Origin of the sequence: Pedobacter indicus (assembly GCF_003449035.1) — a bacterium.
Lineage (GTDB): Bacteria > Bacteroidota > Bacteroidia > Sphingobacteriales > Sphingobacteriaceae > Albibacterium > Albibacterium indicum.
Map to the genome: position 1 here is coordinate 2,679,585 of NZ_QRGB01000001.1, position 25,340 is coordinate 2,704,924.

Consider the following 25,340-nt stretch of genomic DNA (forward strand, 5'->3'; position numbering starts at 1 on the left):
GTTTATAAAGAAGCTAGCGTTTCTTTCAGTGTCGCAATCTTCGACTCAGCATCAGCCTTCTTGTTTCGCTCATTCTGAACAATTTCCGGTTTCGCATTGTTAACAAAGCGATCATTTGACAGTTTAGCGTCCACGGATTTCAAAAAGCCATTTAAATAGTTGATTTCTTTCTGAATGCGTTCTTTCTCTGCCTCTATGTCAAGGTTCTGACCAATTGATAAGTAAAACTCATTCCGGCCTACCATAAACGCTACCGACTTATCTGGCGTATCATCGACGCTCTTAAATTCACTGATATTAGCAAGTTTGGTCATCAATACCTTTATCAACGGTGAATTCAAAGCATTACCGCTTTTAAAGTATAAAGCCAAAGGTTCTTTCGGGGAAATTTGCTTCGTATTTCTGATATTCCTGATCTCCGATATCACAGATCGAAGCTGTTCAAATTCTATAATAATATCTTTATTAAAAGATTTAGAAGTAGGATATTCAGCAACGATACAACAATCCAACTCTTCACGCGTACCAAACATTTCATCATGCCATAACTCTTCGCTTATAAATGGCATAAATGGATGAATTAATGCTAAAATACGCTCGAATAATTCCTTAGTCCGATCATGTGTTTCTTTCGATATTGCTTCCTGATAAGGCGGCTTTACCCACTCCAAATACCATGAGCAGAAATCATCCCACACCAATTTATAGATCGACATCAACGCATCTGATAAACGATAATTGTCAAAATGACTTTCAATCTCGACCAATGCCTCATCAAAACGATTTTCAAACCATTCTATTACTCTCAAATCTGCATCTGAAGCTTTTTCATCTTTCACCTCCCAATTTTTCACCAAACGGAAAGCATTCCAAATCTTGTTAGCAAAATTCCTGCCCTGTTCGCAATAGGCTACATCAAACATGAGGTCGTTACCCGCCGGTGAAGACAACAACATCCCTACCCGGACACCATCAGTCCCATACTGCTTCATCAACTCCAAGGGGTCTGGAGAGTTTCCTAAGGACTTGGACATCTTGCGTCCTAATTTATCACGTACAATTCCCGTAAGATATACGTTTTTAAAAGGAACCTCTTTTTTGTATTCATGACCAAAAATAATCATTCTGGCTACCCAGAAAAACAAAATCTCTGGTGCCGTAACCAGGTCACTCGTTGGGTAGTAATATTTTATATCTTCACTATCTGGATTCTTCAGTCCATCGAATACGGACATTGGCCAAAGCGCCGAAGAGAACCACGTGTCCAATACATCTTCTTCCTGAGTCAGATCTTGTGTCGACTTATTCTCTTTCTCAAATTCTACGACAGCTTCCTCCCTGGTTTTGGCAACTACCCATTCGTTATTTTCATTAAACCAAGCAGGGATCCGTTGTCCCCACCATAGCTGACGGCTAATACACCAATCTTTCACATTTTCCATCCAATGCCGATAGGTATTGATAAACTTATCGGGTATGAATTTCACTTCACCGTTTAACACATAATCCAATGCGGGTTTGGCAAGATCTTCCATCTTCAGAAACCACTGCATAGATAATTTTGGTTCGATAACCGCGTCGGTCCGCTCAGAAAAACCAACTTGTGATTTATAGTTTTCAATCTTCTCTACACTGTCATTATCCTCCAACAGCTTGATAATATTTTTTCTAGCCACAAAGCGATCCTCTCCGACCAATATTTGAGCCTTTTCATTCAAAGTACCATCATCGTTCAAAATATCAATGATTTCCAAATTGTGTCTTTGTCCAAGTTCAAAGTCGTTTAAATCATGCGCCGGAGTTACTTTTAAACAACCTGTACCGAAGTCCATTTCAACATACTCATCTTCAATGATCGGGATATCACGATCAATCAACGGGATTCTGATCTTTCTACCTTTCAAATGCTGGTACCGCGGATCATTGGGGTTTATACAAACCGCGGAATCTGCCATAATCGTCTCCGGTCTGGTGGTAGCAATAACCAAGTATTCATCAGAGTCAACGATCTTGTATCGTAAATAGAAAAGGCGCTGGTCAACTTCCTTCCGAATCACTTCCTCATCAGACAAGGCAGTCCTCCCTACCGGATCCCAATTCACCATACGCACGCCGCGATAAATATACCCCTTGCGGTAAAAATGAATAAACGTGTCAATCACCGAGTCGCTTAAATCCGGATCCATTGTAAAGCGTGTCCGATCCCAATCCGCTGACGCTCCCAGTTTCTGAAGTTGGTCTAAAATAATTCCACCGTACTTTTCCTTCCACTCCCAAGCATATGATAAAAACTCTTCACGACCAATTGATTTTTTGTCAATACCCCGCTCTTTAAGCATAGCAACGACTTTGGCTTCCGTAGCAATCGAAGCATGATCAGTACCCGGCACCCAGCAAGCATTCTTCCCTTGCATTCTAGCTCGTCTGATCAAAACATCCTGAATGGTATTGTTGAGCATATGTCCCATGTGCAGCACGCCGGTTACATTCGGCGGCGGCATCACAATCGTGTAAGGCTCACGCTCGTCGGGGGTTGAACGGAAAAACTTTTTTTCAAGCCAGTAGCTATACCATTTATCTTCTGTATCGTTTGGATTATACGTTTTTGCTAAACTCATGTTCTAGAATATTCGAATGAATGAAAGGCAAAAATAGCATTTTGTTTATTAACTTCGTAGATTGCGCACCCAATAAACAAATCAAATAATATATCTATGAAGTACCCATCAATTCTTATCTGCGGGATGGCATTGGTTGCTGCTCAATCGTGCTCACAACCCGAATCCAACGTAGCATCTAACGTACCCGACAAATTCATTGACCCTGCGAATATGGACACCACCGTTAATCCCGGCGATGATTTTTTCCATTACGCGAATGGTATTTGGATGAAGAACAACCCAATACCCGACAAAGAAACCCGCTGGGGAAGTTTCAATGAACTAAGGGAGTTTAATGCTCAAGCAGTTAAAGGTCTGCTAGAAGAGGCTGCCACCGCCAATGCCGATGAAGGAAGTATCGAACAGCGAGTGGGCACCTTTTATACCAGCGCGATGGACAGTGTGAAAATAGAAGAAGTTGGAGCATCCGTAATTGAAGATGATTTACAACGCATTGACGGCATCAATAACATTGACGGCGTAATCGAAGAAAGCATTTATCAACGTACCCATGCACTCGGCAGTCCATTCCACAGCTTTTACGTAGGTCAGGACAGAAAAAACGTTGAAAAGAATATGCCTCAATTGGGTCAAGGGGGCACAACACTCCCCGATCGAGATTACTACTTGGTAGAAAATTCACGTAACAACGACATTAAAAGTGCTTATAAAACTTACGTGCAACGTCTATTCGTGTTAACAGGTTCTACTGATCAAGAAGCGGCAGACAACTTCAATACCATCTGGGATTTTGAAAAAGCATTGGCGACAGCTCAAAAAAGTCGGGTCGAGATGCGCGACCCTCAGGCAACTTACAATAAGTTTTCATTAAAGGAGCTTACTGGAACCACACAACCTTTTAATTGGGAAAAAATCCTTCCTGCTTTTAAAGTTGAAGGTGCAGACAGTGTCCTGGTTAATAATCCTCAATTTTTCCAAGACGAAGCCAAGCTGATAGCTGCTACCCCCATCGAAGATCTAAAGGTTTATCTAAAATGGAATATTCTCAAAAATGCAGCAAGTTTATTAAGTGAAGACTTTGTCGATGCCAACTTTGTGTTTACCCAGGCGTTAACCGGACAAAAAGTAATCACGCCGCGCTGGCAACGAAGCTTCAATCTGATCGACCGTAACATCGGCGACTTACTAGGCCAGCTTTATGTGGCTAAATACTTCACGCCAGAAGCAAAGGCCAGAATGGATGAACTGGTAAATAACATGTCAGAAACCTTCGGTGAACGTATTGAAGGCCTCACATGGATGAGCAGCGAAACGAAAGAACGCGCGCTGGAGAAGCTGAATGCCTTTACGCCAAAGATCGGTTATACCGAAAAATGGAAAACCTACGATGGGCTGGAACTCGCGGCCGATGATTTCTACGGAAATGTCAAAAGAGCTATGCAATGGGGCTATGACGATATGGTTAGTCAATTTGGAAAGCCAGTCGACCGCACACGCTGGGGAATGACACCTCCTACGGTGAACGCATACTATAGTCCTGTAAATAATGAAATAGCCTTCCCAGCCGGAATACTACAGTTCCCTTTCTTCGCTTTCGAAGCGGATGATGCGATCAACTATGGAGGTATCGGTGCCGTAATCGGTCATGAAATGACGCATGGGTTTGACGATTCAGGGCGACAGTACGCCGCAGACGGAAATCTGAAAGATTGGTGGACAGAGGAAGATGCAGCACAGTTCAAAATATTAGCTGACAAGGTAGTCGAACAATACAATAATTATACAGTATTGGATACCATTCATGTAAACGGCAAACTGACTCTGGGTGAAAACCTTGCAGATCTAGGTGGTTTAGCAATCGCTTACGCAGCTTTCAAAAAGACTCCACAAGGGCAATCGGATGAGTTGATCGATGGTTTAACCCCTGATCAACGTTTCTTCCTTTCTTGGGCACAAGTGTGGAGAATGAATGTACGGCCAGAAACCGCTGCCCAGTTAATCCTTACTGACCCTCACTCACCTGGAGACGCCAGAACCGTTGGCCCATTGGTTCATATGGACGCCTGGTACGATGCATTTGATATTCAAGAAGGAGACAAACTTTATATACCAAAGGAAAACCGTGTTACTATTTGGTAATAACTTTGAACTTATTATAAATTAAGAAAAAGCCAGCGTTTGCAACAAGCGCTGGCTTCGTTTTTCTGGAACTTCCGGTAAAGACTACGCTTTTTGCTATATTTGCCAATATTTTTTTAACGATGACAATAGAGCAATTTTACGACAAGAGTCTGGCACACGCATCATATGCGATCTTAAATAATGGTGAAATCATCCTGATTGACCCCGCCCGAGACCCTCAAATTTATTATGATTTTGCAGACAAACACAAAGCCAACATTGTGGGCGTAATTGAAACTCATCCTCATGCAGACTTTGTTAGTTCTCATTTAGAAATACATCATACTACCGGAGCAACAATCTATGTCAGCGAATTGCTTGGTGCAGATTATCCACACAAATCGTTTGATGATGGCGACCGCATCGAACTTGGTGATATTTCTTTAGAGGCAATCAATACGCCCGGGCATTCACCAGATAGCATCTCGATATTACTTATTGATAAAAAAGGAAAAGAACACGCTCTATTTACGGGTGACACTTTATTTATTGGCGATGTAGGCCGTCCTGATCTTCGTGAAAATGTGGGTAACATACGCGATAAAAAAGAAGAGTTAGCGAAGAAACTTTACCATTCTACCCGTGAAAAGATGATGACACTTCCTAATGATGTTATCGTTTATCCAGCACATGGTGCGGGATCTCTTTGCGGCAAAAACATCAGCACTGACTTAGATAGTACAATCGGACGCGAAAAGAAAGAAAATTACGCCTTGCAGGATATGTCCGAAGAGTCATTCGTCGATCTGATCCTGGCAGACCAACCGTGGGTTCCAAAATATTTTCAATATAATGTTGCACTGAATAAAGCGGGAGCAGAATCATTCGAACAAAGCATTCACGCTGCAACTGCTTTTAAACGTTTTGACGACTTAACCGACAATGTATTAATCATCGACACCAGAAAAGCAGTTGACTTCCGTTCAGGGCATCATGTAAACGCTATCAACATTCCGGACAGTGGAAAATTTGAAACTTGGCTAGGTTCTGTGGTCGATCCCGGTGAAAGCTTCTATTTAGTCGGCTATTCAGAAGAGCATTTGCATGAAATGATGAAGAGGGTTGCCAAGATCGGATACGAAAAATCAGTTAACGGTTTAATTTGGGAAGAATTTGGAAAGGTTGAGGAAAAAAAGTTCGATCAAAAAGGTTTCGATACCAATCCGGATGATTTCACCGTTCTGGATATTCGGAATGACGGCGAAGTTGCTTCCGGCAAGCTTTTTAAACAAGCAATCACAATCCCGCTACCGCGACTTCGTGAAGCCGTAGATACATTACCGGTCGACAAGCCTATCGTTGTACATTGTGCTGGTGGATTACGCTCGGCTATTGGTGCAAGCATATTGTCAAAGCAGCTTAAAAATGTGGCTGTTCTGGATATGGGTGAGCATATTAAAGACTATAAAAAGAATTAAATGCAAAGCATTTTACTTGCTTCTTTACTCTATTTTTTTACCGGTCTCCACTGTGATGATTGTAGACCGATTGACTCACTATACAAAGAAGAGTTGATAAAAATATATAAACCTACCATCCCAACCATCAGTATTCAGGAATATTTACGAATGGATACCGATAGCGTGCTAGTCCTCGATACGCGTGAGAAACAAGAATATCAGATAAGTCACCTGCGCTACGCAAAAAATACCGGCTTTATCTGGTTCGACATGCGAGATATCTACGATATCCCCAAAGATAAAGTCATCATTGTTTATTCATCTATGGGCGACCGTTCTCAACGTATTGCTGAGATGTTGATTCGTGCGGGCTATAAAAAAGTGTACAATCTGTACGGAGGTATTTTCGAATGGGTGAACCAGGGTTATCCTGTGTATACGAGAAAAGACGTTCAAACCTCACAAATACATATTTACAAGAAAAACCTAGGTGTATGGCTGAAGCGAGGGACGAAAGTGCTATAATGCAGATTGTGGAAACTGCCGACGGTTCAACTACACTCTTCCATCCACAGGTTGGTGAAAACTACCACTCGAAGCATGGTGCATTGCAAGAAAGTAAACATGTTTTTGTTCAATCCGGCTTAGCCTACCTTTTACAGCTATACCCGCTTTCATCACCGGTCAATATTTTGGAAGTGGGCTTTGGAACAGGTTTGAATTATCTTATGACAGCCGACTATTGTATCCGCCATTCGATTGACATGCACTATACGGGTATCGAACTCTTTCCTGTATCTAAAGAACTTATTTTACAACTAGGTAACATACGATATGCATCTACCGAAATAGGAAATGAGTTTCTGGACATTTACGAAACTGCACAAAAACATCCTATAAAAACCCTACATGGCAGTCTTTCTATAAAAATATGCGATGTCGCTACATGCAACATAGAAGAATCTATTGATTTATTGTACTTCGATGCTTTTGCCGCAGTCCATCAGCCAGAAATGTGGTCGCACGAAACACTCGAACATGTATGTAAATACTTAAAACGAGGTGGAGTATTTGTCACCTACGCCATTACAGGTAACCTAAAGCGTACGATGAAGTCACTTGGTTTCCGAATCGAAAAAGCACCTGGCGCTCCAGGGAAACGCGAGATGCTTCGTGCCATCAAAATATAACTATTGATTCTGTTGAGTCACTTCCATCTTTTCCGCGAAATGCTCACAATAGTCTCGTAAATCTCCAATCACCGCTTCCGCCATCTTATCACCCCCGGACGCACGAAGAAAAGTATCACCCAATGTTTGAAGAGTTTCATAAAAAAAACGCTTCATTTCATCCAAAGGCATATCTTTCGTCCAGAGATCAATCCGCATCGAATTTTTATAATGAGGATCCCATAGAGCCAAGAACATGGCTTTCGCAGCCAATGCTTCTGACGATTCACTATCAGAAGATTCCCAAGTAATATGCTCCGGAACATTCTTTTCATCTAACTCTACGATTAATTTGATTTCTGCTTTTTTCATTTTAACAATTATATTTTTATTAGCTATAACAAGTGCCGATTTATTTAATTTTTGAAATGCCAGATTCCAAAGGCTACAATTAGCGTCAGAACAAGAAAAACAAGCTGGATCAACCAGATGCGTTTAGGCGTATCCAACATCATACGAAACATGATATCTACCACGATAATAATCACCGCTAACACGCCAATCCAGATCAATTGCGAGCCGACCAATGCACCATCGACCAGCTCAGATATCGCCCATACGATCAAAATAGCTACTACTATATTTAAAGGGGTAATTTTCTGCATTCTGTGTAATCTTTATAATTATTGAGATACCTTATTTCCTTCAGATCTCCTTTTACTTTTTCCGACCGATTCTTTTTTTACCTGCGCGCCCCCGACTACGGTTTGATAAATTCTTAGACGATCTAGCTTTATCGTTAGAAGCTTTTTTTTCATGAAAAGCACCTTTAAAATCCGGATTTTCTTTGCGTTTTTGATTGTCAATTTCACGAGCAATAGCCTGGCGTTCTTCAAAACCGGTTTTCTCAATAAAAACCTGTCCTGGAATCTCTTTAACAGGTATCTGTTGACGAATTAATTTTTCAATTTTCTGAACGTAATACTCTTCCGCCGGGTTACAGAACGTAATTGCCTCACCTGACTTTCTAGCACGACCGGTTCTTCCTATCCGATGCACATAATCTTCAATTACGATAGGAACCTCAAAATTAATAACATGACTTACATCACTTACATCCAAGCCCCTAGCCGCCACGTCTGTAGCCACCAGAATACGAATCCCTCCCTCTTTAAATGCACGTATGGAATTGATCCGAGTATTCTGCCCTTTATTCGCATGAATAACCCGAACATCTTCTTCATCATATTTCCGCACTAAGAAAGAATATACATTATCAGCTACTTTCTTAGTCTTACAAAAAACAATAATCCGGTTAAACGTGTCAATATCTGTAAAGAGATATTGAAGCAAATTGAGCTTGGTTTTCAGATTAGGAACATAATACAGAGACTGACTAACAGTCTCAGCAGGTGTAGCCTGAACATCAACTTCTACAATGGTTGGGAAAGCAAGGAAGTCTCCGGCTATCTTATGTACCAGATCGCTCATTGTAGCCGAAAACAAAAGATTTTGTCGCTTACGCGGTACAATTTCCAAAATTCGGTGAATCTTGGAAATAAAACCCATATCCATCATTTTATCAGCTTCATCCAGCACCAAAAACTTCAAGGATCTGGTTGAAATATGTTCCGCTAAATACAAATCTAAGAAGCGACCGGGAGTAGCCACGATGATATCGACCCCTTTTTTTAAGTTTTCGATCTGTGTTTTAGGTCCCAATCCACCATAAAGCACCACCGTGCGCAAATCAGTATACTTACCCAAAACGGCAATATCTTCCTCAATCTGCATAGCAAGCTCACGAGTAGGTGATAAAATTAATGCTCGAGGATCTTCACCTTGCGCATATTTCAGCTTCATCAGGATTGGTAAAACATACGCAGCCGTCTTACCCGTACCGGTTTGGGCGATACCCATGAGATCCTGACCAGCAAGTATCGGAGTTATCGCTTTCTGCTGAATAGGTGTAGGCTTTTCATACCCAGCTTCGTCGATCGCGTTGAGCAGCTGCTTGTTTAATTTAAAATCTTCAAAAGATCCGACCATAGCGACAAAGATAGATAAAAGCATTTAATCGCCTCTGAAATCAAAAATTTTAATGATTATATGATGAACCTTTATTCATAACACATCGAAATCCCTATTTTTGATTAACTTAAACTAAATCTCACAATATGTCCAGAATATTAATAAAAAATGCCAACATCGTTAATGAAGGTCAGCAGCATCATTCTGATCTGCTAATCAACAATGGGATCATAGAAAAAATCGACGGGGAGATTGACACGACTGCTGACCGGGAAATCAATGCAGAAGGCTTACATTTGCTGCCCGGTCTTATTGATGATCAAGTGCATTTTCGTGAACCGGGACTTACCCATAAAGCTGATATATGGCATGAGAGCCGTGCGGCGGTAGCTGGTGGATGCACAAGTTTTATGGAAATGCCGAATACGGTTCCGAACACCTTAACACAGGAACTGCTCGAAGAGAAGTACCAAACTGCAGCCACGCAATCCCTCGCTAATTACTCATTTTACATGGGGGCGGCCAATGACAATATTGAAGAGGTTCTTCGAACCAATCCGAAGAATGTATGCGGCGTGAAAGTGTTTATGGGATCTTCAACAGGGAATATGCTGGTTGATAACCAACAGACACTTGAGGGTATTTTTTCGCAAGTCCCTATGTTGATCGCCACACACTGTGAAGACGAAACAACGATCCGAAACAACCTAAAGAAATTTGAAGACCAATATGAAACACTGACAATCGACATGCATCCGTTAATACGCTCTTCTGAAGCATGTTACATCTCATCATCTGAAGCAGTTAGGTTAGCTAAAAAATACGGAACTCGCCTACATATCCTTCATATTTCGACAGCTAAAGAACTGGAGCTTTTCAGCAATAACATCGCATTGAAGGACAAAAAGATTACTGCTGAAGCATGTATACATCACTTATGGTTTTCTGACGAGGATTATGCTGAAAAAGGGAATTTTATCAAATGGAACCCAGCAGTCAAAACAGCAGCCGATCGCGACGCTATTTTCCAGGCAGTCTTAGATGGACGGATCGACGTTATTGCTACGGACCATGCGCCACACACGTTTGAAGAAAAATCAAGACCTTATGCCGAGGCGCCTTCTGGTGGCCCATTAGTACAACACGCCCTACAGGCTCTGCTCGATTTCCATCATGACGGAAAATTAACAGTGGAAGATCTCGTACAAAAAACAGCACACAATACAGCCATTTGTTTTCAGGTGGAAAAAAGAGGGTTTATCCGTGAAGGCTATTGGGCCGACCTAGCTCTGGTCGACCTTAACAAAGCTTATACGGTTGAAAAAAGCAATATTCTATCAAAATGCGGCTGGTCTCCATTTGAGGGACATACGTTCAAATCCAGTATCGAGTATACCATCGTGTCAGGAAACATCGTTTATGAAGATAACCGAATTGTTGAGGGTCTTAGCGGACGAAGACTTCTCTTCAATCGAAATTAATTATAATACAACACTTAACCTTGCGTGCAATGAAGAATATTTGCCTTATAATTGCCATTTTAACTATCTGTATGTCTTGTCAAAACAAAAATTCAACTCAACAAAATAATGATGTAAATAATTCATCGGATGCACAAGCTGCTGATACCGCCATGCTTGCTGAAGCATATGAACAGTACAAAGAAACATCCATTACAAAAAAACGTTTTAAACACGCCGATCTAGAGCCTCTGCTGCATAGGTTAACGGCTAATCCTCAATTCAAATTACATCGCTTGGGAGAATCTGTTCAGAAACGCAATATCTACCAAGTTGAATATGGCACAGGCCCTAAAAAAGTAATGCTTTGGTCGCAAATGCATGGTGACGAAAGTACAGCAACCATGGCTTTGCTCGATATTTTTAACTTTCTGGCCGCCGAGGGCGACGGATTTGATACCGTTCGTAATCTGATCCGGGACAACACACACCTCTATTTCATCCCCATGCTCAATCCGGATGGCGCCGAAATATTCAACCGACGCAATGCTATGGCAATCGATATCAACCGCGATGCGCGCAGTGGTACAACTCCTGAAGGAAAAATTTTAATTGATGCAGCCAAAAATGTACAGCCAGACTATGGCTTTAATTTACACGACCAACAACCCTATTATTCAGCTGGGTATAATAAAACACCAGCAACTATATCTTTCCTCGCGCCGGCCTACAATTATGAGCGTGATACCAACGAAGTCCGCGCAGATGCCATGAGAATGATCGTGGGTATGAATAAACTACTTCAGAATTATATACCTGACGGAGTTGCGAAGTATGACGATACCCATGAACCTAGGGGCTTTGGCGATAATTTCCAGAAATGGGGAGCAAGAACGGTATTGATTGAGTCTGGAGGCTATCCGAATGATCCCGAAAAGCAATATATCCGTAAGCTTAATTTTTTCATCATATTAAATGGGTTAATTGATATCGCAACAGATAATTACAAACATTATTCGGCAGGCGAATATGACTCAATACCTGAAAATACCAGCAAACATCACGATCTGGTCATTCGTAATTTAACCTATCAATCCGATACGCTTCGGTATAAAACAGATTTAGGAATAAACCAGAATACATATTCACTAGATGACGGGGACTATTATGTTCGAGGAATCGTAGCTGATGTCGGTGATTTACTAGAAAGTGCGGGGTATAAAGAAATTGATGCAGACGGATTCACGATGACTTCTGGAAAAGTATATGAAAAAACATTTGCAACGCTTAATCAACTAAGCTCCGATCAAGCCTGGGAGTTAGTTAAACAGGGCTATTATGCTGTTCGTATTGAAGAGATGCCAGATGATCGGGCATATAGTCTGCCTCTATTGGTTCTGACTGATGGCAATCCTCCTGGGGGCGGCATGCATTTAGGAATGGCAGCTAATTTCTTTTTGTCAAAAGGTGGACGCTTACAATACGCGGTAATCAATGGTTATCTAATCGACCTAAACAACACAGCGGAACAAGAATTCAAACAGTATGTCCGATAAAACAGAGCAGCAATTCGAAAATCCACAGATTCAACTGGCGGATATCCCTAAACACGAAGACCTTGTCCTTCAACCCATTGCTAAACGGTACTGGAATATCATTGTCATCCGCTTGTTGATACGCTTTCTAGCTATCGGGGTCGTGATCTTTAGTCTGATTTTATCAATTGATCCGCTCAATGCCTATCTGTGGCCTGTATTGATCATCTATCTACTGGTTGTGGGACTTAGTTTTTATTGGCAACGAACGGCTTTTCCAAAACGAGGCTTTGCAATTCGTAAGCACGACATAATTTATCGGCGCGGTGTTTTGTCGACCGTCAAAACCATTGTACCTTTCCAGCGTGTTCAGCATGTAGCGGTAAACGAAAGCTTTCTATCGCGGAAATATGGACAAGCTCAGCTCCAGGTCTTCACAGCCGGAGGGTCGTCAAGTGACATCAAAATATCGGGACTCGAAAAAGAAGATGCCGAACGTATGAAATCACAAATCATGTTACACATGGTAGAACCTCAACAAAATGCCTAGTCTCCCGCCCACATTTTCCTTCCACGAAGACCAACGGCAATCCCTCTCAGGGATCATCGTCGAATCAGCTTACCTGATCCAAAAAACCGTGAAAGCATTTTGGGGCTTGGCTCTCGTATTGGCTCTTCAGGCGGATCGGATTGGCTGGCACTATTTTATTTTATTCCTCGTCCTCGTCTTGATCTTAGTTGTCATCGGTGGCTATTTAAGCTATCGGAATTTCACGTTCCGGATTGATAGCCAACATCAGGAATTTATCCTTCAGAAAGGGATCTTCAACAAGAAGCAAGTTGTCGTTCAACTCGCCAAAATACAGCAAGTCAACATCAATCAAAATTTCATTCAAAAGATGATCGACGTTTACGGCGTGGAGATTGAAACTGCCGGCAGCTCCAAAAGCGAAGTGCAGATTCGTGCCGTCTCTAAACAAGTAGCTTTAGCGCTGAAATCCCATTTGATGGAAGAAGCATCGACGATACAAGAAGCTGGCCCCTCTACGCCATCGACAGCTATCCCGCAGTCATTTATCCACGTCAGTCCTTTAAGCCTCGTCAAAATGGGATTAACTTCCCGCTACGTCGAAAGCTTTTTTCTTCTACTCGCCTTTCTAAGTGCAATCTACAATAACGTTAAGGATATCTGGTGGAACGATGAGGAAAGCGAAGATGAATTTTATCAGCTGGTAAGTACCCATTTGGGGGTTCAGTTCATAGTCTCACTCATTATCGGGCTCTTTATCATTACCATTCTTTTCAACCTTATCCGCACCATCCTTGTTTATTACGACCTGTCAATCACCAAACAAGGTGGCTCGCTGAACATAGCCTATGGCTTGTTTAACAGCAAAAGCACAGTGATTCATCCGCAAAAAGTCCAAAAAATTGCGTACCAGAACAACTACTTCCAACGTAAAATGAACTTATATGAACTTTGCATCCAGCAGCCGACCAGCGATGTCCATACCGACAAGAAGGCTAAAATAAGAATGCCCGGATGCAATCGACGGGAGTTAGATGCCATTATCAAGTTTGTTCTGGATAAGCCCATCAGCCAAGGCCATCTTCTGAAACCAAATATCCGCAAAATTATTGCCCCGCTCGCTTTTCTTCTGTTGCTGCCATTAGGAATTCTCTTTCTATTGCAAATCAACACCGCTGTCCCAGAAGTAGTTTATTATATGGCATTTTTCTATCTCTTGCTTACCGGAACACTAATTTATTTTGGCTACCGAAATAACCGACTCTATATCAACAAAGATTTCGTCATTAAACAAAGCGGTATCTGGGATATTCAGACTGAAATTATTGAACCCTATAAAATTCAGGCGATCAGCATCAAGCAGAACTTTTGGCATCGTCGTAGCGATATCGGTCATATCGTGCTCCACACCGCCGGTGGCGACCTTTCGTTCCGTTTCGGAGACTACACTGCGCTCAAAAAATATGTTGATATCCTCACCTACCAAATAGAAACCAGTAGTAGAAACTGGATGTAAGGTAAATTACTGTGTTTTACTTCCGACTATCGCGCCAAACAAGTGTTTTCTTTAGCTGCGTAGAATCTAAAGACCGGAAATCGACCGGGCAGTTGCCATCACCCCTACCCGTAAATCCACCATCCGGATGACAAATCAATTTTCCATCACGATTATACAGCTCATTGAACTGATCGCAACAATCGGCCGTCACATAAAAATATATTGAATCCTGATACTCCCATTTCCATATGGATGCCGGTGGATTATAAACTGGATTTTTCTCGATCTCCGCAATCTTATTTTTTACAAAATCGGTTGACATGCCATCAACCGATTCTTTCTTACAGCCCTCAGCATTTAGAAGAATACCGAGAAGAAGAAACGACAAATATTTTAACGTAGCGACCATCTATTTAAAGTTAAGTTTTTTCTGGCAAAAAACGGCTCATTTATCAAAAAGTCAGGACAGATTACTGCGGAAGCTGTAAATAACTTGGTTTACATTATTAACTATTTATTTCCTATTAATTCCCTATTCCACCCGTATAATCGAGTGAAAATAGGGTAGTAATAGCATTTTATTTCGGAATATATCGTTTAACATGTAAAACAAGTCTTGGACAATTTATTATGAACTTCTAATGTGGTTCAAAAATAATTTGCGATAACACGAAATATTATCGAATTTTCGACATGAAAAATTCATATCCTTCGGAAGTCTATATTAACGGCGAATGGCGTGATCAAGAAAACGCAACTGTATCGGTTTTTGACCGTGGTTTTTTATTCGGCGATGGAATCTATGATGTAATCCCTCTCTATGATGGGATAGTTTTTCGTTTGCATGATCATCTCGATCGAATGCAATTTGGCTTGAATGAGGTCGGTATTCACTATGACGTTTCCCAGTTAAATCCAATTATCGACGAGGCCATTGCCCGGTCGCCTTATAGCAAGTCAGACGCTGCAGTCTATATCCAGGTTACCAGAGGTACGGCTCCCCGAGCACACGCTTTCCCGGCCAATACGGCACCTACTGTCCTACTGTATGTTTACCCTATTGATTTATCTGGATTTGAAAATAAACTAGCGACCGTTATATTTTCAGAGGATTACCGCTGGCACCGCTGCGATATCAAGTCGACTTCCCTCATGGCAAATGTCCGCGCCAACAATGAGGCGAAACTTCAAGGCGCAAATGAAAACCTATTCGTACGCAATGGTTTAATTACTGAAGGAACTCATACGTCGGTATTCTTCTTGAAAGACCAAACACTGTTTACCCACCCCCTTGACAAGCATATCCTTCCTAGCATCACTCGTAAAGTCGTCATTGAAATTTGTCGCGAACACGGGTTATTTGTCGAGGAAGTCGCGATCGGGATAAACGAAATAGATGATGTCGAGGAAGCATTTCTCGCCGGAACAACTACACAAATATTAGCAATCGGAAAACTTGAGTTAGAAGGAAAGGAGTTTTTTCTCGGCGAGGAAAGCGGATTGGTTACAAAACAAATACAGGCTGAATTCATCAAGAGAACAAGATTTGCGTGATATCGAACGCAAGTTACTTGATAACCTGATGTTTCTTTAAGATACCCCTTATTTTTTCAACTGGCAGTGCTTCCACTTTATTACCATCCCTGCCGACCATATCCTCTGCCTGAAAAAGCGAATTTAGGATCGCTTCTTCCGTTGCTTCAATGGCTGCCATAAAAATGGGTGATGTCGATTCATTTGTTAAATGTTTCGGATGCAACAAAGGCTCCGTGCTATTATAGGGAATCCGATTCGCCGTAGAGAACGAGATAACATAATCGCCACTCCCGTTTGATGCGATTCCTCCTGTTTTCGCTAATCCCATAAAAGCGCGCTTAGCCAATCGTTCCAAATTTCGATGATCGAGTGGCGCGTCTGTAGCTACCACGATCATGCAGGAACCATCCACATTATTTAACAATTCATTACTAAAGGAGAACTGCTTCAGCTCCTTCCCTATATTCACCCCGGCAATTTGTAAGACTCCGCCAAAATTACTTTGTACCAGTACACCAACTGTATAACCACCTAATGACTCGGGCAGCTTCCGGGAGGCAGTGCCAATACCACCTTTGAAGCCGAAACAAACCGTTCCTGTACCCGCTCCGACGTTCCCCTCAGCCGGCAGACCTGTTTCTGCATCGCGGATAGCTTCCAGCACATCGTTTTGTGTAAGGTGGCGTCCTCGGATATCATTCAGATAACCATCATTCGTTTCTCCCACCAACGCATTAACCGATCGAACTTCTTCGTTTCCTTTTTGATCAAGCGTATAGCCGATCACCGCATTCATAGCCGTTGCAACATTCAATGTATTTGTCAAAATAATTGGCGTTTCCAGATTCCCCAGTTCATTGACTTGCGTAATGCCTGCTAATTTCCCAAAACCATTGCCCACAAAGACAGCCGCCGGCACCTTTTCCTGAAAAATATTACCCTGATGAGGCAGTATAGCAGTGACTCCTGTCCGTACCGAATCGCCTTCTATGCGGGTTTTATGTCCCACAGAGACACCAGCCACATCAGTTATTGCATTCCATTTGCCTTTCGGCAACACACCAATTTCAATTCCAAGCTCATGGACACGATTCGTTTGTCCATAGCCATAGTCATGGCTAACGACCAGCAAGAAAAATAGAAAAAATAAAATCTTTGATACAGGGATTGTTGTTTTCATTAGTGGTTTCGGGACTGTAATCTTCATTATGTAATTTAAACGGTCATTAAAAAAGTCGAAAAGATTACCTGCAAATTAGATAATCTTTTCGACTTTTTCTACGGTCGTTCTTGACTACGATCTAGTCACGATTACGTTTAAACACTAATCGTGTTTGTGTCGCACCTTCATCGTTAATTAACGTTAACGTGTTGATTTTACCCACAATGTTTTCCTGAATCACATAAGTCATCCCATCAAACTCCATTTCCTTGGTAGCAATCACGCGATAAGGAACAGAATGAGCATTATCACCGTCATAGAACCAAGCTTTATTATCACTTTTAAATTCAAGGCGTCCACCTTCGGTAATCAGTTCCGTCGTAATTCCCATCTCCCCACCACTAGAAATCGTTTTTTCAAGAGATCTCCAATTCCCAGTTCGGAGCACATTATTTACAATATCCTTTTCGGCACTTGTAACCGTCTCCTCGCTGCAAGCCGAAAAACCGATTAATACAACCAATATTAACCCGAATACCTTCAAATACTTTTTCATCTTTATATTATTACGTTTAAATACTAGCTACCCAAAGGCAAGTATAATGCCATTTTTGAAAACATAAAATAGATACGATCTGCAAATAGATACGATCTGCCGATCGAAGGAAATTGATCGTACTTCTTAGACTTCTATGAATTGAAGGAACTGGGAATTATTCCTATGACATTAATTCTTGTGACAAGAATTAAATTTTGTTTTATGTAGATTTTTTAACCTTGATAGCGTTAAGGCCCTTAAGACCTTTTTCAACTTCGAAAGACACTTTGTTCCCTTCGATAACTTCTTCTTCAAGACCGTTTACGTGGAAAAAGATACTCTCTTGACTTTCCTGGTCTTTAATAAAACCGTAACCTTTCGATTCATTGAAAAAAGTCACAACACCATTTCGGATCAAATCCTCGGCCGTCAGCTCGGGTTGCTTCGCCACGCCAATCTCAATATCTTCGGTCTTAATAACTTTCTTTTTTGTCGGGTCAGGTGGTGTATCTGTAATATTTCCATTTTCATCAACATACGCAAACAATTCTTCTAAATCTTTTCCTTTATCAGAATTCGCTTTGCGTTCCTCCCGCTTCTGTTCTTTGTCTTGTCTTTTCTTTAATCTTTTCTTTTCTTTTTCTTTTTTGTTGAACGTTTCTTGTGATCTCGCCATATTATTTATTAAGAATTTTAGCACGGTTTAGTCAAGGGGGTTGTCCTGAAGGGATTAAGTGTGCGAATTTTAATCGGTAGACAAAGATACAATAATTAATTGGAAACTGTAAAGCGATCATTCACAGATCAAATGGCTGTCGAGAACGTTTTCATACTTTAATATTGCCTTTTTAGTGGCTTTATCCCTTTTTATTAATATTTTGGTAATTGACAAACCAAGAAAAATCTCTTTTATGGCAAGCACAACAACAAAAGTTACTGTCGACTCATTAAGTAAGCGAGATACCGTTATTTCAATTGGCATTATCGGTGTTTTATTTTTTATGTTTGGTTTTGTTTCCTGGGTCAATGCGATTCTCATTCCCTATTTTAAGATTGCTTGTGAACTGACGAACTTTCAATCCTACTTGGTCGCCTTCGCTTTTTACATCTCATACCTAGTAATGTCTGTACCTTCTTCTTATCTACTAAAAGCGGTTGGTTTCAAGAAAGGCATGATGGTCGGCTTCTGGATTATGGCTCTGGGTGCATTTATATTTATACCGGCTGCTTATACCAGAACTTATGAAGTATTCCTCATTGGTCTTTTCTCGTTAGGGACTGGCCTTGCCGTACTACAAACGGCAGCCAATCCGTATATCACCATTCTCGGTCCGAAGGAACGAGCCGCACAACGGATCAGCATCATGGGCATCTGCAATAAAGGCGCGGGTATTCTGGCTCCCCTTATTTTTGCGGCCGTCATTCTAAAAGCGAGTGATAGTACTTTATTTGAACAAATACCCTTGATGAATGCAACCGAGCGAGCCGCTGCGCTGGATGAACTAATCAGAAGAGTGATTACCCCATATACGATTTTGGGAATTGGGTTGATCTGCCTGGGGCTTTTTGTGCGCTTCTCCCCTCTGCCAGAAATCGATACCGAACAAGAAACCGAAGATATTGCGCTAGCCAATACAGGCAAGACCAGCATTTTACAATTTCCACACCTTATTTTAGGCGCCATTGCTATTTTCCTGCACGTAGGTACACAGGTCATTGCGATTGACACCATTATCAACTACGCCGGATCGATGGGTATTGATATTCTGGAAGCGAAAACCTTCCCCTCCTACACGCTAGCAATAACAATTTGCGGCTATTTGCTTGGTATCACACTAATACCCAAGTATATTAGCCAAAAACAGGCGCTTCAGCTATGTACATTACTCGGTGTTATATTGACCTTACTGATCGTATCTGTCAATGGAAATGTACACTTTCTGAATCATTATACTGACATATCAATCTGGTTTGTTGTTTTGTTGGGTCTACCCAACTCATTAATATGGGCAGGAATCTGGCCTTTAGCGATTGATGGTCTGGGCAAATTCACTAAACTCGGATCATCCGTTCTGATTATGGGACTATGCGGAAACGCGCTATTGCCTTTAGCTTACGGTTATTTCGTTGATATCTTCAATGATCGCCTAGCCTATTGGGTATTATTCCCCTGTTACTCGTATCTCGTCTTCTATGCATTTATCGGACATCGTATACGAACATGGAAAACGAATAAAATAAAATTAGCTCCGAATACTTGACTCCCTTACAATCAGCTGATTAGGGAGAATAATATTTTCTCCTTCAAAGTAAGTTTTGGTAATGTGCTTGATCAATAGCTCGCAACTTTTCTGCCCAATTTCAAATGCCGGTTCAGCAATGGTGGTTAATGTAGGTGATATGATAACAGACATCGGATCATTGGTAAAACCAACAACGCCCACCTCTTCTCCAATTTTCACTTTATGTCTTTTTAATGAAAGCATGGCGCCGATGGCTTTTCGATCGTTGACCGCGAATATAGCATCAGGCGGGTTATCGAGACTTAACAAATGATCGCAGTCCTGCTCCCCATGAGCTTGCGAGAACCCGGAATGTACGATCCACTCATCTTTAGGTTCCATATTATATTGCGCCAGGGCGTCAAGGTAACCTTGGAGTCGGTTCGCCGTAAAAGCAAGTCCTTTCGGACCGGCGATATGTGCTATTTTCTTATAGCCACTATTAATTAAATGAATGGTACCCTGTAATGCTCCTTCATAGTCATCCTGAACAACTTTTGATGCTTCTATCTCATTGGGGACCCGATCAAAAAATACAATTGGCATCCCTTCATCAATCAATTTTTGAAAATGAACACATTCATCCGTATTAGAAGAGATTGAGACCAAAAGACCATCTAAGCTCGTTATTGCAATACTTTCTGCAATTTCCAGTTCACGTTCTGGCGAATCATTCGTAACAAAGAGGATAATCTTAAAGCCTTCCTTAAAAGCAAGCTCTTGTATACCCGTAATGACCGTTGCGAAATAATAATTTGTAATATGAGGTGTTATGATACCTATATTCCGGGTACTGCCTTTTGCCAAACCTGTCGCATTAAAATTTGGCTTATAATTCAATTCGGCCGCTAATGCCAGAACCTTTTCCTTCGTTTCCGGGTTCACATCATAGGTGTCTCTTAGAGCTCGTGAAACGGTCGAGACGGATATTTCAAGTATACGAGCTAGATCTTTTATGGTAATTGGCCTTTTCTTTGGTTCCATCAATTCACTTTAACGGTACAAGTTCAAATATACTCAATTTACCATCTAAAAAATCACAAAAAAGGTTCGTCACATGATATGATTACCCCCAGACGAACCCTTGTATAATTAATAACTAGCTACAAATAAATCTTTCTTTTTACGACAGCAATTTTGCAGAATCCTTGTCGAGATAGTACATGCAGTTAGGGTGTGACTGTAAGATACTAGCGGGAACCAAGTTTGAAACGGGGCCTTCAATAGCCTTTTGCACGGCTGGAGCTTTTCTTGCGTCGGGTGCGGAGCAGATGATTACCTCAGACTTTAATATTTGTCTAACTGACATGCTGATTGCTTTTTTAGGAACCTCATCGATAGAACCGAACCATCCTTCATTCAATTGCTGCCCACGACAGTCAGCATCCAAATTAACGATCAGATAAGGCTCCTCGGTCTCAAAATCAGCCGGCGGATCATTAAACGCTAAGTGTCCATTTTCCCCGATACCAACCAAAGCAACATGAATGGGATGCTTTTTTATCAACTCACCCAAGCGTTGACGCTCTTCCTCCGGATCCGCTTCACCATCAATTAAATAAAAAGATTTGAGAGGCGATACTTTATTTAAAAAACGCTCTCTTAGGTATTTTCTAAAGCTTGCCGGATGTGTTTCAGGCAAATCGATGTATTCATCTAAATGGAACATGGTAACCTTTGACCAATCGACTTCTTGTTCGATTAGCTGATTCAATGTTTCAAATTGACTTGCGCCTGTCGCCAGAATAACATGAGCTTCTCCATCTTTACGAATCGCTTCGTTGATGAGTTCGGCTGTCTTTATTCCAGCAGCACGACCAAGATCTTTCGGATTATTTTTTACGATAACTTCCATTATTTATTTGATGTTAATTTTTAATTCTATGTGTAACGTATATTTTTTATAGCCTCACGCCAGTATTGGCTCCTTCACTTAATGAAATATCGACGGGCTTATTTGTCTTCCACGAACCTCCTGTAAAGTCAGGGATATCAATTGCACCGCTCCGATTAGCCACAGACCATTCGGTTAGTGGGCCAATAACACTCCAAGCGGCCGCATCGTAAACATCCATATCAACTGGCAGACCGTTACGGAGACAGTCTATCAATCGCCAATCCATCATAAAGTCCATACCGCCATGCCCGCCTACTTGCTTAGCGAGATCTCCTATCTTTTTTACGATTGAAGGTGTATATTGCTCTTCCACTGACATCATTTCCTCTTCATTAAACCAACGTTCGTGTCCGGTTGCTATCTTTCCCGGTAAAGGATATTTCCTTGCTGTAGCTTTCGTACCACTCAATAAATGAATCCTGGAGTACGGTCGCGGTGAGGTGACATCGTGTTGGAGCATGATCGTTCTACCCTTGCTTGTTTTAATAATACTGGTATTCATATTACCTCGAAATGGCTTATCAACATATTCTTTGTAACTTGAATCTTCGGAAGCCAATTCCTTTGCTAAGGGGTTCATCATAAAATCATTCGAAGCCATAGAAACTAAATAATCCATTCGGTCACCACGGTTAATATCCATCGCTTGCGCAACCGGCCCTAAACCATGCGTTGGATATAGATTACCATTTCTTGCCGCATTCTCTTTAAGCCTCCAAAGGTCATACCGCTTGTCCTTTGAAAAGATACTATGCAGGATGTCATGAATATACGCTCCTTCCGCATGGATCAATTCACCGAAAAAGCCTTGACGAACCATATTTAGAGTCAATAATTCAAAAAAATCATAACAGCAATTTTCCAAAATGACACAATGTTTCTTGGTTTTTTCAGATGTCTCAACAAGTCGCCAACAATCATCAACAGTCGTGGCCGCAGGAATTTCTACGGCAACATGCTTGCCATTTTCCATTGCGTATAAAGCCATCGGTGCGTGAAGCTCCCATGGTGTGCATATGTAGATCAGGTCGTAATCATCGCTATCACACATTTGTTTCCAGGATTCAGTACTTTCGCTGTATAGGGTCGGATTATGCCCTGTACTCTTTATCCGCTTTTTTGCTCCTTCAGCTTGTTCTGGGCGAACATCACAAATCCCGTTGATACTCACGCCATTCAGATAACTCATCCGTTCAACTGCTGCTGAACCACGATTTCCAACGCCAATAAATCCTACTCTCACCTGATCGATCTTCGGTGCGCGATAACCACTCATATTAAAGCTCTGAGTATATGACTTACCCACTGCCCGTCTAATATCGGAAAGACTTTCATCTTTCGCCTGAGTTTGAACAGTGTTACAACCAGAAAATGGCCCTATGCTGGCGAGACCTAATCCGGCAACACCTGTTAATTTTAAAAATTCTCTACGGTTACTTTTCATAATTCTATTTAATCAGTCTATAAACTTTGTTGTTTTACTTTTGCCTGCTAAATCCTCGAAATAAGCATATTCTTTCCTAATACTTCTCATCTCCATAGGCGAAAGCTTCCGACCAAACATGGTCATGGGATGGGAAAATATAATTTGCGCACTGGCTAATGATGCGGCGAGCGATAAATCTCCCCATTGTAAGAAGCCCGGTAGGTGTACTGCCATGTGGTAATGGTCAACACCTTCACGAGTGTCAAAAAGATAGCTGTAAGGACTGTTCACACTGACTATCTCACCGACATCAACATAAAGAGCTCCATATAAAATCGCAGCAATACCTGCTTCTTCAAATCCCATTATTTCAATCGGAGGTTGACTTGCTTTGGTGCCAATAAACTTAATTACCGCATGAATATCCTTAACCCATTCACCCATTACCGTCTTGCCTAACCAAAGCAGCGAACGTGAAAGTGTATGAAATGCAGGCAAACGGCCGTCAATATGCTGAGCGAGTGGAGACGCTTGTTCTCCTGTCCCCCATAGGTCGACCACAATCAAATTCACATTTTCCTTTATTGCTTCTTCTACGAAAGATGTCGGTAAGTTGTCCTTTCCGCCGCCACTGAACATAACTTTATATTGTGTCGCATTCTTAGCTGGTCGATATAAAACCGGGATTCGCCTACCGTCTGACCCCTCTAATACAAGCTTTTCCCAACTTCTTTCGTGCCCGTTAGAGACAATATTTTTCAAATCAGGCAAGGCTGAAATTTTCAACAGTTGAGTTAATTCTATCCTCTTTAATTCAGGGTTAAAAGTAGCAGCATCCTGCCCCGAACGAAGTCGACTACCTTCTATCCGAGCGTAAGCAGCTGTTGTAGCAAAATCGGGTTCCCTTGTCCCCTTTTTGTAAGTAGCCAAGGATTGCTGGGATAACAATTGAAAAGGCTTTTCTGGTTGAGGAGCACCATCGCCATCTTTTTTCAGTTTCAACTTGAACCAACCGACCATGGCTTCGCGCATCTCCTCAGAATAACCGTGTCCTGTCTTAAACAAGGTATACTGAATTTGACTTTCGGCGCCTAAATGTTGAAAGACTGGCAAAGCACCTTGGTAACTTCTGAGCATTTCGGTTGTACTAAACGACGGATTCCTATCTTCCGTAGCATTAAATATATTCAAGGCCCGGGGAGCTATCAGTCCCAACACTCCTGTTTCTTCGGTAAACGTCAATCCACCTGGAAGCAGTTCACATACGCAATTGCTATTAAGAATATAAGATTGAAACGTACCTACGCTGACGACTGGAACTACAGCCATGATTCTCTCGTCGATGGCCGCCAGCCACATCGACTGATTACCCCCACCACTCGCACCCGTAGCTCCGATACGCTCTTTGTCAACAAATGGAAAGGAAGAAAGGAGATCTACCCCTCTGATATTATCGGTCACCTGCATACCGAGTAGCGTTTCTCCGATATTCATTAACGATGCCCCTAAATTAGAACCATGATATTCATGAACTTCATGATCAGTGGTCCGCTCGCCAGCGCCCCAAGCATCCATAACCAAACAAACAAATCCGTTTTGTGCCAGACTATGTCCAACGGATTGGAAGAGGTCAGATCGCCGACCGCCGTCCCAATGACCGTGGGTAACGATGACTGCCGGAAAGGTCCCCTCGTCATCCGGAACATATAAGGATCCGGTGGCAAGCACTCCTGGACGCGTTTGAAATCGAATATTCCTCACCGAGTAACCATTCAGTTGCTGGCGACCGGTTTCCTGAAAATCAAGATCTAAATCCGGAAAAAAATCAACTCCTGCATGTTCGATTATTTTGCTTCGTAATGACGTACGGTTATTTAGCCATAAAGGTATATTCTTTATTTCAAGATCCTTATTGGCACTAGCGGCCTCATTTCGCAGCTGCTCGGCGATAAAATCCGACTGCTTACTCACAAAAACGCTTGGAAGTTTGTTCGCTTGTGAAAAACCGAAAGATGGTATCATAAGTAAAATAAATAGCAACAGGCGCATACTATGAGGTGAATTAGTTTTGGTCA

22 protein-coding genes are annotated in these 25,340 nt (G+C 41.7%); 10 read left to right on the plus strand and 12 right to left on the minus strand.

The window, feature by feature from the left end; translation table 11 throughout:
- Positions 1 to 2: 2 nt before the first annotated feature.
- Positions 3 to 2,618, minus strand: a complete 2,616-nt coding sequence (locus tag D3P12_RS11875) for a valine--tRNA ligase (protein ID WP_118195775.1) — start codon at positions 2,616 to 2,618, stop codon at positions 3 to 5.
- Positions 2,619 to 2,714: 96 nt separating this feature from the next.
- Here D3P12_RS11875 and D3P12_RS11880 point away from each other — a divergent pair, with 96 nt between their 5' ends.
- The 4 genes from D3P12_RS11880 to mnmD all read left to right on the plus strand — a co-directional run bounded on the left by D3P12_RS11880 (position 2,715) and on the right by mnmD (position 7,392).
- Positions 2,715 to 4,760 carry a M13 family metallopeptidase gene (locus D3P12_RS11880; RefSeq protein ID WP_118195777.1) on the plus strand — a complete coding sequence of 682 codons (2,046 nt, stop codon included), beginning with the start codon at positions 2,715 to 2,717 and terminating at the stop codon, positions 4,758 to 4,760.
- Positions 4,761 to 4,882: 122 nt separating this feature from the next.
- Complete coding sequence (locus D3P12_RS11885) at positions 4,883 to 6,220, plus strand: MBL fold metallo-hydrolase (RefSeq protein ID WP_118195779.1); 1,338 nt, start codon at positions 4,883 to 4,885, stop codon at positions 6,218 to 6,220.
- Positions 6,221 to 6,727 (plus strand): rhodanese-like domain-containing protein, encoded by a 507-nt coding sequence (locus tag D3P12_RS11890; protein ID WP_118195781.1) that lies wholly within the window; start codon positions 6,221 to 6,223, stop codon positions 6,725 to 6,727.
- Positions 6,697 to 7,392: a tRNA (5-methylaminomethyl-2-thiouridine)(34)-methyltransferase MnmD gene (gene mnmD / locus D3P12_RS11895; RefSeq protein ID WP_245977443.1), complete on the plus strand. Its 696-nt coding sequence runs from the start codon at positions 6,697 to 6,699 to the stop codon at positions 7,390 to 7,392. Before D3P12_RS11890 ends, mnmD begins: the two co-directional genes overlap by 31 nt.
- Here the strand turns inward: mnmD and gldC are convergent, their stop codons facing one another.
- Genes gldC through D3P12_RS11910 form a run of 3 tightly spaced genes read right to left on the minus strand, consistent with a single transcriptional unit; the run spans position 7,393 to position 9,420 of the window.
- A complete protein-coding gene (gene gldC / locus D3P12_RS11900; protein WP_118195783.1) occupies positions 7,393 to 7,743 on the minus strand; it encodes a gliding motility protein GldC in 351 nt (116 codons plus the stop codon).
- A gap of 44 nt (positions 7,744 to 7,787) precedes the next feature.
- On the minus strand, positions 7,788 to 8,036 hold the full coding sequence (locus D3P12_RS11905; RefSeq protein WP_118195785.1) for a hypothetical protein: 249 nt from the start codon (positions 8,034 to 8,036) through the stop codon (positions 7,788 to 7,790).
- Between the two features lie 52 nt (positions 8,037 to 8,088).
- Positions 8,089 to 9,420 (minus strand): DEAD/DEAH box helicase, encoded by a 1,332-nt coding sequence (locus D3P12_RS11910; protein WP_118197090.1) that lies wholly within the window; start codon positions 9,418 to 9,420, stop codon positions 8,089 to 8,091.
- A 128-nt stretch (positions 9,421 to 9,548) separates the two neighbouring features.
- Here D3P12_RS11910 and D3P12_RS11915 point away from each other — a divergent pair, with 128 nt between their 5' ends.
- The 4 genes from D3P12_RS11915 to D3P12_RS11930 all read left to right on the plus strand — a co-directional run bounded on the left by D3P12_RS11915 (position 9,549) and on the right by D3P12_RS11930 (position 14,442).
- Positions 9,549 to 10,883, plus strand: a complete 1,335-nt coding sequence (locus tag D3P12_RS11915) for a dihydroorotase (RefSeq protein WP_118195787.1) — start codon at positions 9,549 to 9,551, stop codon at positions 10,881 to 10,883.
- A 71-nt stretch (positions 10,884 to 10,954) separates the two neighbouring features.
- On the plus strand, positions 10,955 to 12,418 hold the full coding sequence (locus tag D3P12_RS11920; RefSeq protein WP_157970334.1) for a M14 family zinc carboxypeptidase: 1,464 nt from the start codon (positions 10,955 to 10,957) through the stop codon (positions 12,416 to 12,418).
- Positions 12,408 to 12,947 carry a PH domain-containing protein gene (locus D3P12_RS11925; RefSeq protein ID WP_118195791.1) on the plus strand — a complete coding sequence of 180 codons (540 nt, stop codon included), beginning with the start codon at positions 12,408 to 12,410 and terminating at the stop codon, positions 12,945 to 12,947. Before D3P12_RS11920 ends, D3P12_RS11925 begins: the two co-directional genes overlap by 11 nt.
- Positions 12,940 to 14,442: a PH domain-containing protein gene (locus D3P12_RS11930; protein WP_118195793.1), complete on the plus strand. Its 1,503-nt coding sequence runs from the start codon at positions 12,940 to 12,942 to the stop codon at positions 14,440 to 14,442. The genes D3P12_RS11925 and D3P12_RS11930 overlap by 8 nt, the downstream gene beginning before the upstream one ends.
- Before the next feature lie 16 nt (positions 14,443 to 14,458).
- Here D3P12_RS11930 and D3P12_RS11935 read toward each other — a convergent pair whose 3' ends face one another.
- Complete coding sequence (locus D3P12_RS11935; RefSeq protein WP_118195795.1) at positions 14,459 to 14,833, minus strand: DUF6970 domain-containing protein; 375 nt, start codon at positions 14,831 to 14,833, stop codon at positions 14,459 to 14,461.
- A 284-nt stretch (positions 14,834 to 15,117) separates the two neighbouring features.
- Between D3P12_RS11935 and D3P12_RS11940 the strand changes: the two genes are divergently transcribed.
- Positions 15,118 to 15,978 carry an aminotransferase class IV gene (locus tag D3P12_RS11940; RefSeq protein ID WP_118195797.1) on the plus strand — a complete coding sequence of 287 codons (861 nt, stop codon included), beginning with the start codon at positions 15,118 to 15,120 and terminating at the stop codon, positions 15,976 to 15,978.
- A gap of 13 nt (positions 15,979 to 15,991) precedes the next feature.
- On the opposite strand, the gene D3P12_RS11945 is transcribed toward D3P12_RS11940, so the two are convergent.
- From D3P12_RS11945 to D3P12_RS11955, 3 genes are all read right to left on the minus strand, one after another.
- Positions 15,992 to 17,140 (minus strand): DmpA family aminopeptidase, encoded by a 1,149-nt coding sequence (locus D3P12_RS11945; RefSeq protein ID WP_118197091.1) that lies wholly within the window; start codon positions 17,138 to 17,140, stop codon positions 15,992 to 15,994.
- A 121-nt stretch (positions 17,141 to 17,261) separates the two neighbouring features.
- Positions 17,262 to 17,678: a hypothetical protein gene (locus D3P12_RS11950; RefSeq protein WP_118195798.1), complete on the minus strand. Its 417-nt coding sequence runs from the start codon at positions 17,676 to 17,678 to the stop codon at positions 17,262 to 17,264.
- A gap of 202 nt (positions 17,679 to 17,880) precedes the next feature.
- Positions 17,881 to 18,336, minus strand: a complete 456-nt coding sequence (locus tag D3P12_RS11955; protein WP_118195800.1) for a cold-shock protein — start codon at positions 18,334 to 18,336, stop codon at positions 17,881 to 17,883.
- 235 nt (positions 18,337 to 18,571) lie between these two features.
- On the opposite strand from D3P12_RS11955, the gene D3P12_RS11960 reads away from it, so the two are divergent.
- Positions 18,572 to 19,921 carry a sugar MFS transporter gene (locus D3P12_RS11960; RefSeq protein WP_118197092.1) on the plus strand — a complete coding sequence of 450 codons (1,350 nt, stop codon included), beginning with the start codon at positions 18,572 to 18,574 and terminating at the stop codon, positions 19,919 to 19,921.
- Here the strand turns inward: D3P12_RS11960 and D3P12_RS11965 are convergent.
- From D3P12_RS11965 to D3P12_RS11980, 4 genes are all read right to left on the minus strand, one after another.
- On the minus strand, positions 19,904 to 20,926 hold the full coding sequence (locus D3P12_RS11965) for a LacI family DNA-binding transcriptional regulator (protein ID WP_118195802.1): 1,023 nt from the start codon (positions 20,924 to 20,926) through the stop codon (positions 19,904 to 19,906). The genes D3P12_RS11960 and D3P12_RS11965 overlap by 18 nt on opposite strands.
- Positions 20,927 to 21,065: 139 nt before the next feature.
- Positions 21,066 to 21,797, minus strand: coding sequence for a glucosamine-6-phosphate deaminase (locus tag D3P12_RS11970; protein WP_118195804.1), 732 nt, complete (start codon positions 21,795 to 21,797; stop codon positions 21,066 to 21,068).
- A gap of 46 nt (positions 21,798 to 21,843) precedes the next feature.
- The gene (locus D3P12_RS11975) at positions 21,844 to 23,283 is read right to left on the minus strand and encodes a Gfo/Idh/MocA family protein (RefSeq protein WP_118195806.1); all 1,440 of its coding nucleotides are present in this window, start codon (positions 23,281 to 23,283) and stop codon (positions 21,844 to 21,846) included.
- A gap of 12 nt (positions 23,284 to 23,295) precedes the next feature.
- The gene (locus D3P12_RS11980) at positions 23,296 to 25,236 is read right to left on the minus strand and encodes a dienelactone hydrolase family protein (protein WP_165438737.1); all 1,941 of its coding nucleotides are present in this window, start codon (positions 25,234 to 25,236) and stop codon (positions 23,296 to 23,298) included.
- Between the last annotated feature and the right edge of the window lie 104 nt (positions 25,237 to 25,340).

Excerpts from the sequence above, each read along its gene's own strand:
- D3P12_RS11875 (WP_118195775.1), bottom strand. The coding sequence starts at position 2,618 with ATGAGTTTAGCAAAAACGTATAATCCAAACGATACAGAAGATAAATGG.
- D3P12_RS11880 (WP_118195777.1), top strand. The coding sequence starts at position 2,715 with ATGAAGTACCCATCAATTCTTATCTGCGGGATGGCATTGGTTGCTGCT.
- D3P12_RS11885 (WP_118195779.1), top strand. The coding sequence starts at position 4,883 with ATGACAATAGAGCAATTTTACGACAAGAGTCTGGCACACGCATCATAT.
- D3P12_RS11890 (WP_118195781.1), top strand. The coding sequence starts at position 6,221 with ATGCAAAGCATTTTACTTGCTTCTTTACTCTATTTTTTTACCGGTCTC.
- mnmD (WP_245977443.1), top strand. The coding sequence starts at position 6,697 with ATGGCTGAAGCGAGGGACGAAAGTGCTATAATGCAGATTGTGGAAACT.
- gldC (WP_118195783.1), bottom strand. The coding sequence starts at position 7,743 with ATGAAAAAAGCAGAAATCAAATTAATCGTAGAGTTAGATGAAAAGAAT.
- D3P12_RS11905 (WP_118195785.1), bottom strand. The coding sequence starts at position 8,036 with ATGCAGAAAATTACCCCTTTAAATATAGTAGTAGCTATTTTGATCGTA.
- D3P12_RS11910 (WP_118197090.1), bottom strand. The coding sequence starts at position 9,420 with ATGGTCGGATCTTTTGAAGATTTTAAATTAAACAAGCAGCTGCTCAAC.
- D3P12_RS11915 (WP_118195787.1), top strand. The coding sequence starts at position 9,549 with ATGTCCAGAATATTAATAAAAAATGCCAACATCGTTAATGAAGGTCAG.
- D3P12_RS11920 (WP_157970334.1), top strand. The coding sequence starts at position 10,955 with ATGTCTTGTCAAAACAAAAATTCAACTCAACAAAATAATGATGTAAAT.
- D3P12_RS11925 (WP_118195791.1), top strand. The coding sequence starts at position 12,408 with ATGTCCGATAAAACAGAGCAGCAATTCGAAAATCCACAGATTCAACTG.
- D3P12_RS11930 (WP_118195793.1), top strand. The coding sequence starts at position 12,940 with ATGCCTAGTCTCCCGCCCACATTTTCCTTCCACGAAGACCAACGGCAA.
- D3P12_RS11935 (WP_118195795.1), bottom strand. The coding sequence starts at position 14,833 with ATGGTCGCTACGTTAAAATATTTGTCGTTTCTTCTTCTCGGTATTCTT.
- D3P12_RS11940 (WP_118195797.1), top strand. The coding sequence starts at position 15,118 with ATGAAAAATTCATATCCTTCGGAAGTCTATATTAACGGCGAATGGCGT.
- D3P12_RS11945 (WP_118197091.1), bottom strand. The coding sequence starts at position 17,140 with ATGAAAACAACAATCCCTGTATCAAAGATTTTATTTTTTCTATTTTTC.
- D3P12_RS11950 (WP_118195798.1), bottom strand. The coding sequence starts at position 17,678 with ATGAAAAAGTATTTGAAGGTATTCGGGTTAATATTGGTTGTATTAATC.
- D3P12_RS11955 (WP_118195800.1), bottom strand. The coding sequence starts at position 18,336 with ATGGCGAGATCACAAGAAACGTTCAACAAAAAAGAAAAAGAAAAGAAA.
- D3P12_RS11960 (WP_118197092.1), top strand. The coding sequence starts at position 18,572 with ATGGCAAGCACAACAACAAAAGTTACTGTCGACTCATTAAGTAAGCGA.
- D3P12_RS11965 (WP_118195802.1), bottom strand. The coding sequence starts at position 20,926 with ATGGAACCAAAGAAAAGGCCAATTACCATAAAAGATCTAGCTCGTATA.
- D3P12_RS11970 (WP_118195804.1), bottom strand. The coding sequence starts at position 21,797 with ATGGAAGTTATCGTAAAAAATAATCCGAAAGATCTTGGTCGTGCTGCT.
- D3P12_RS11975 (WP_118195806.1), bottom strand. The coding sequence starts at position 23,283 with ATGAAAAGTAACCGTAGAGAATTTTTAAAATTAACAGGTGTTGCCGGA.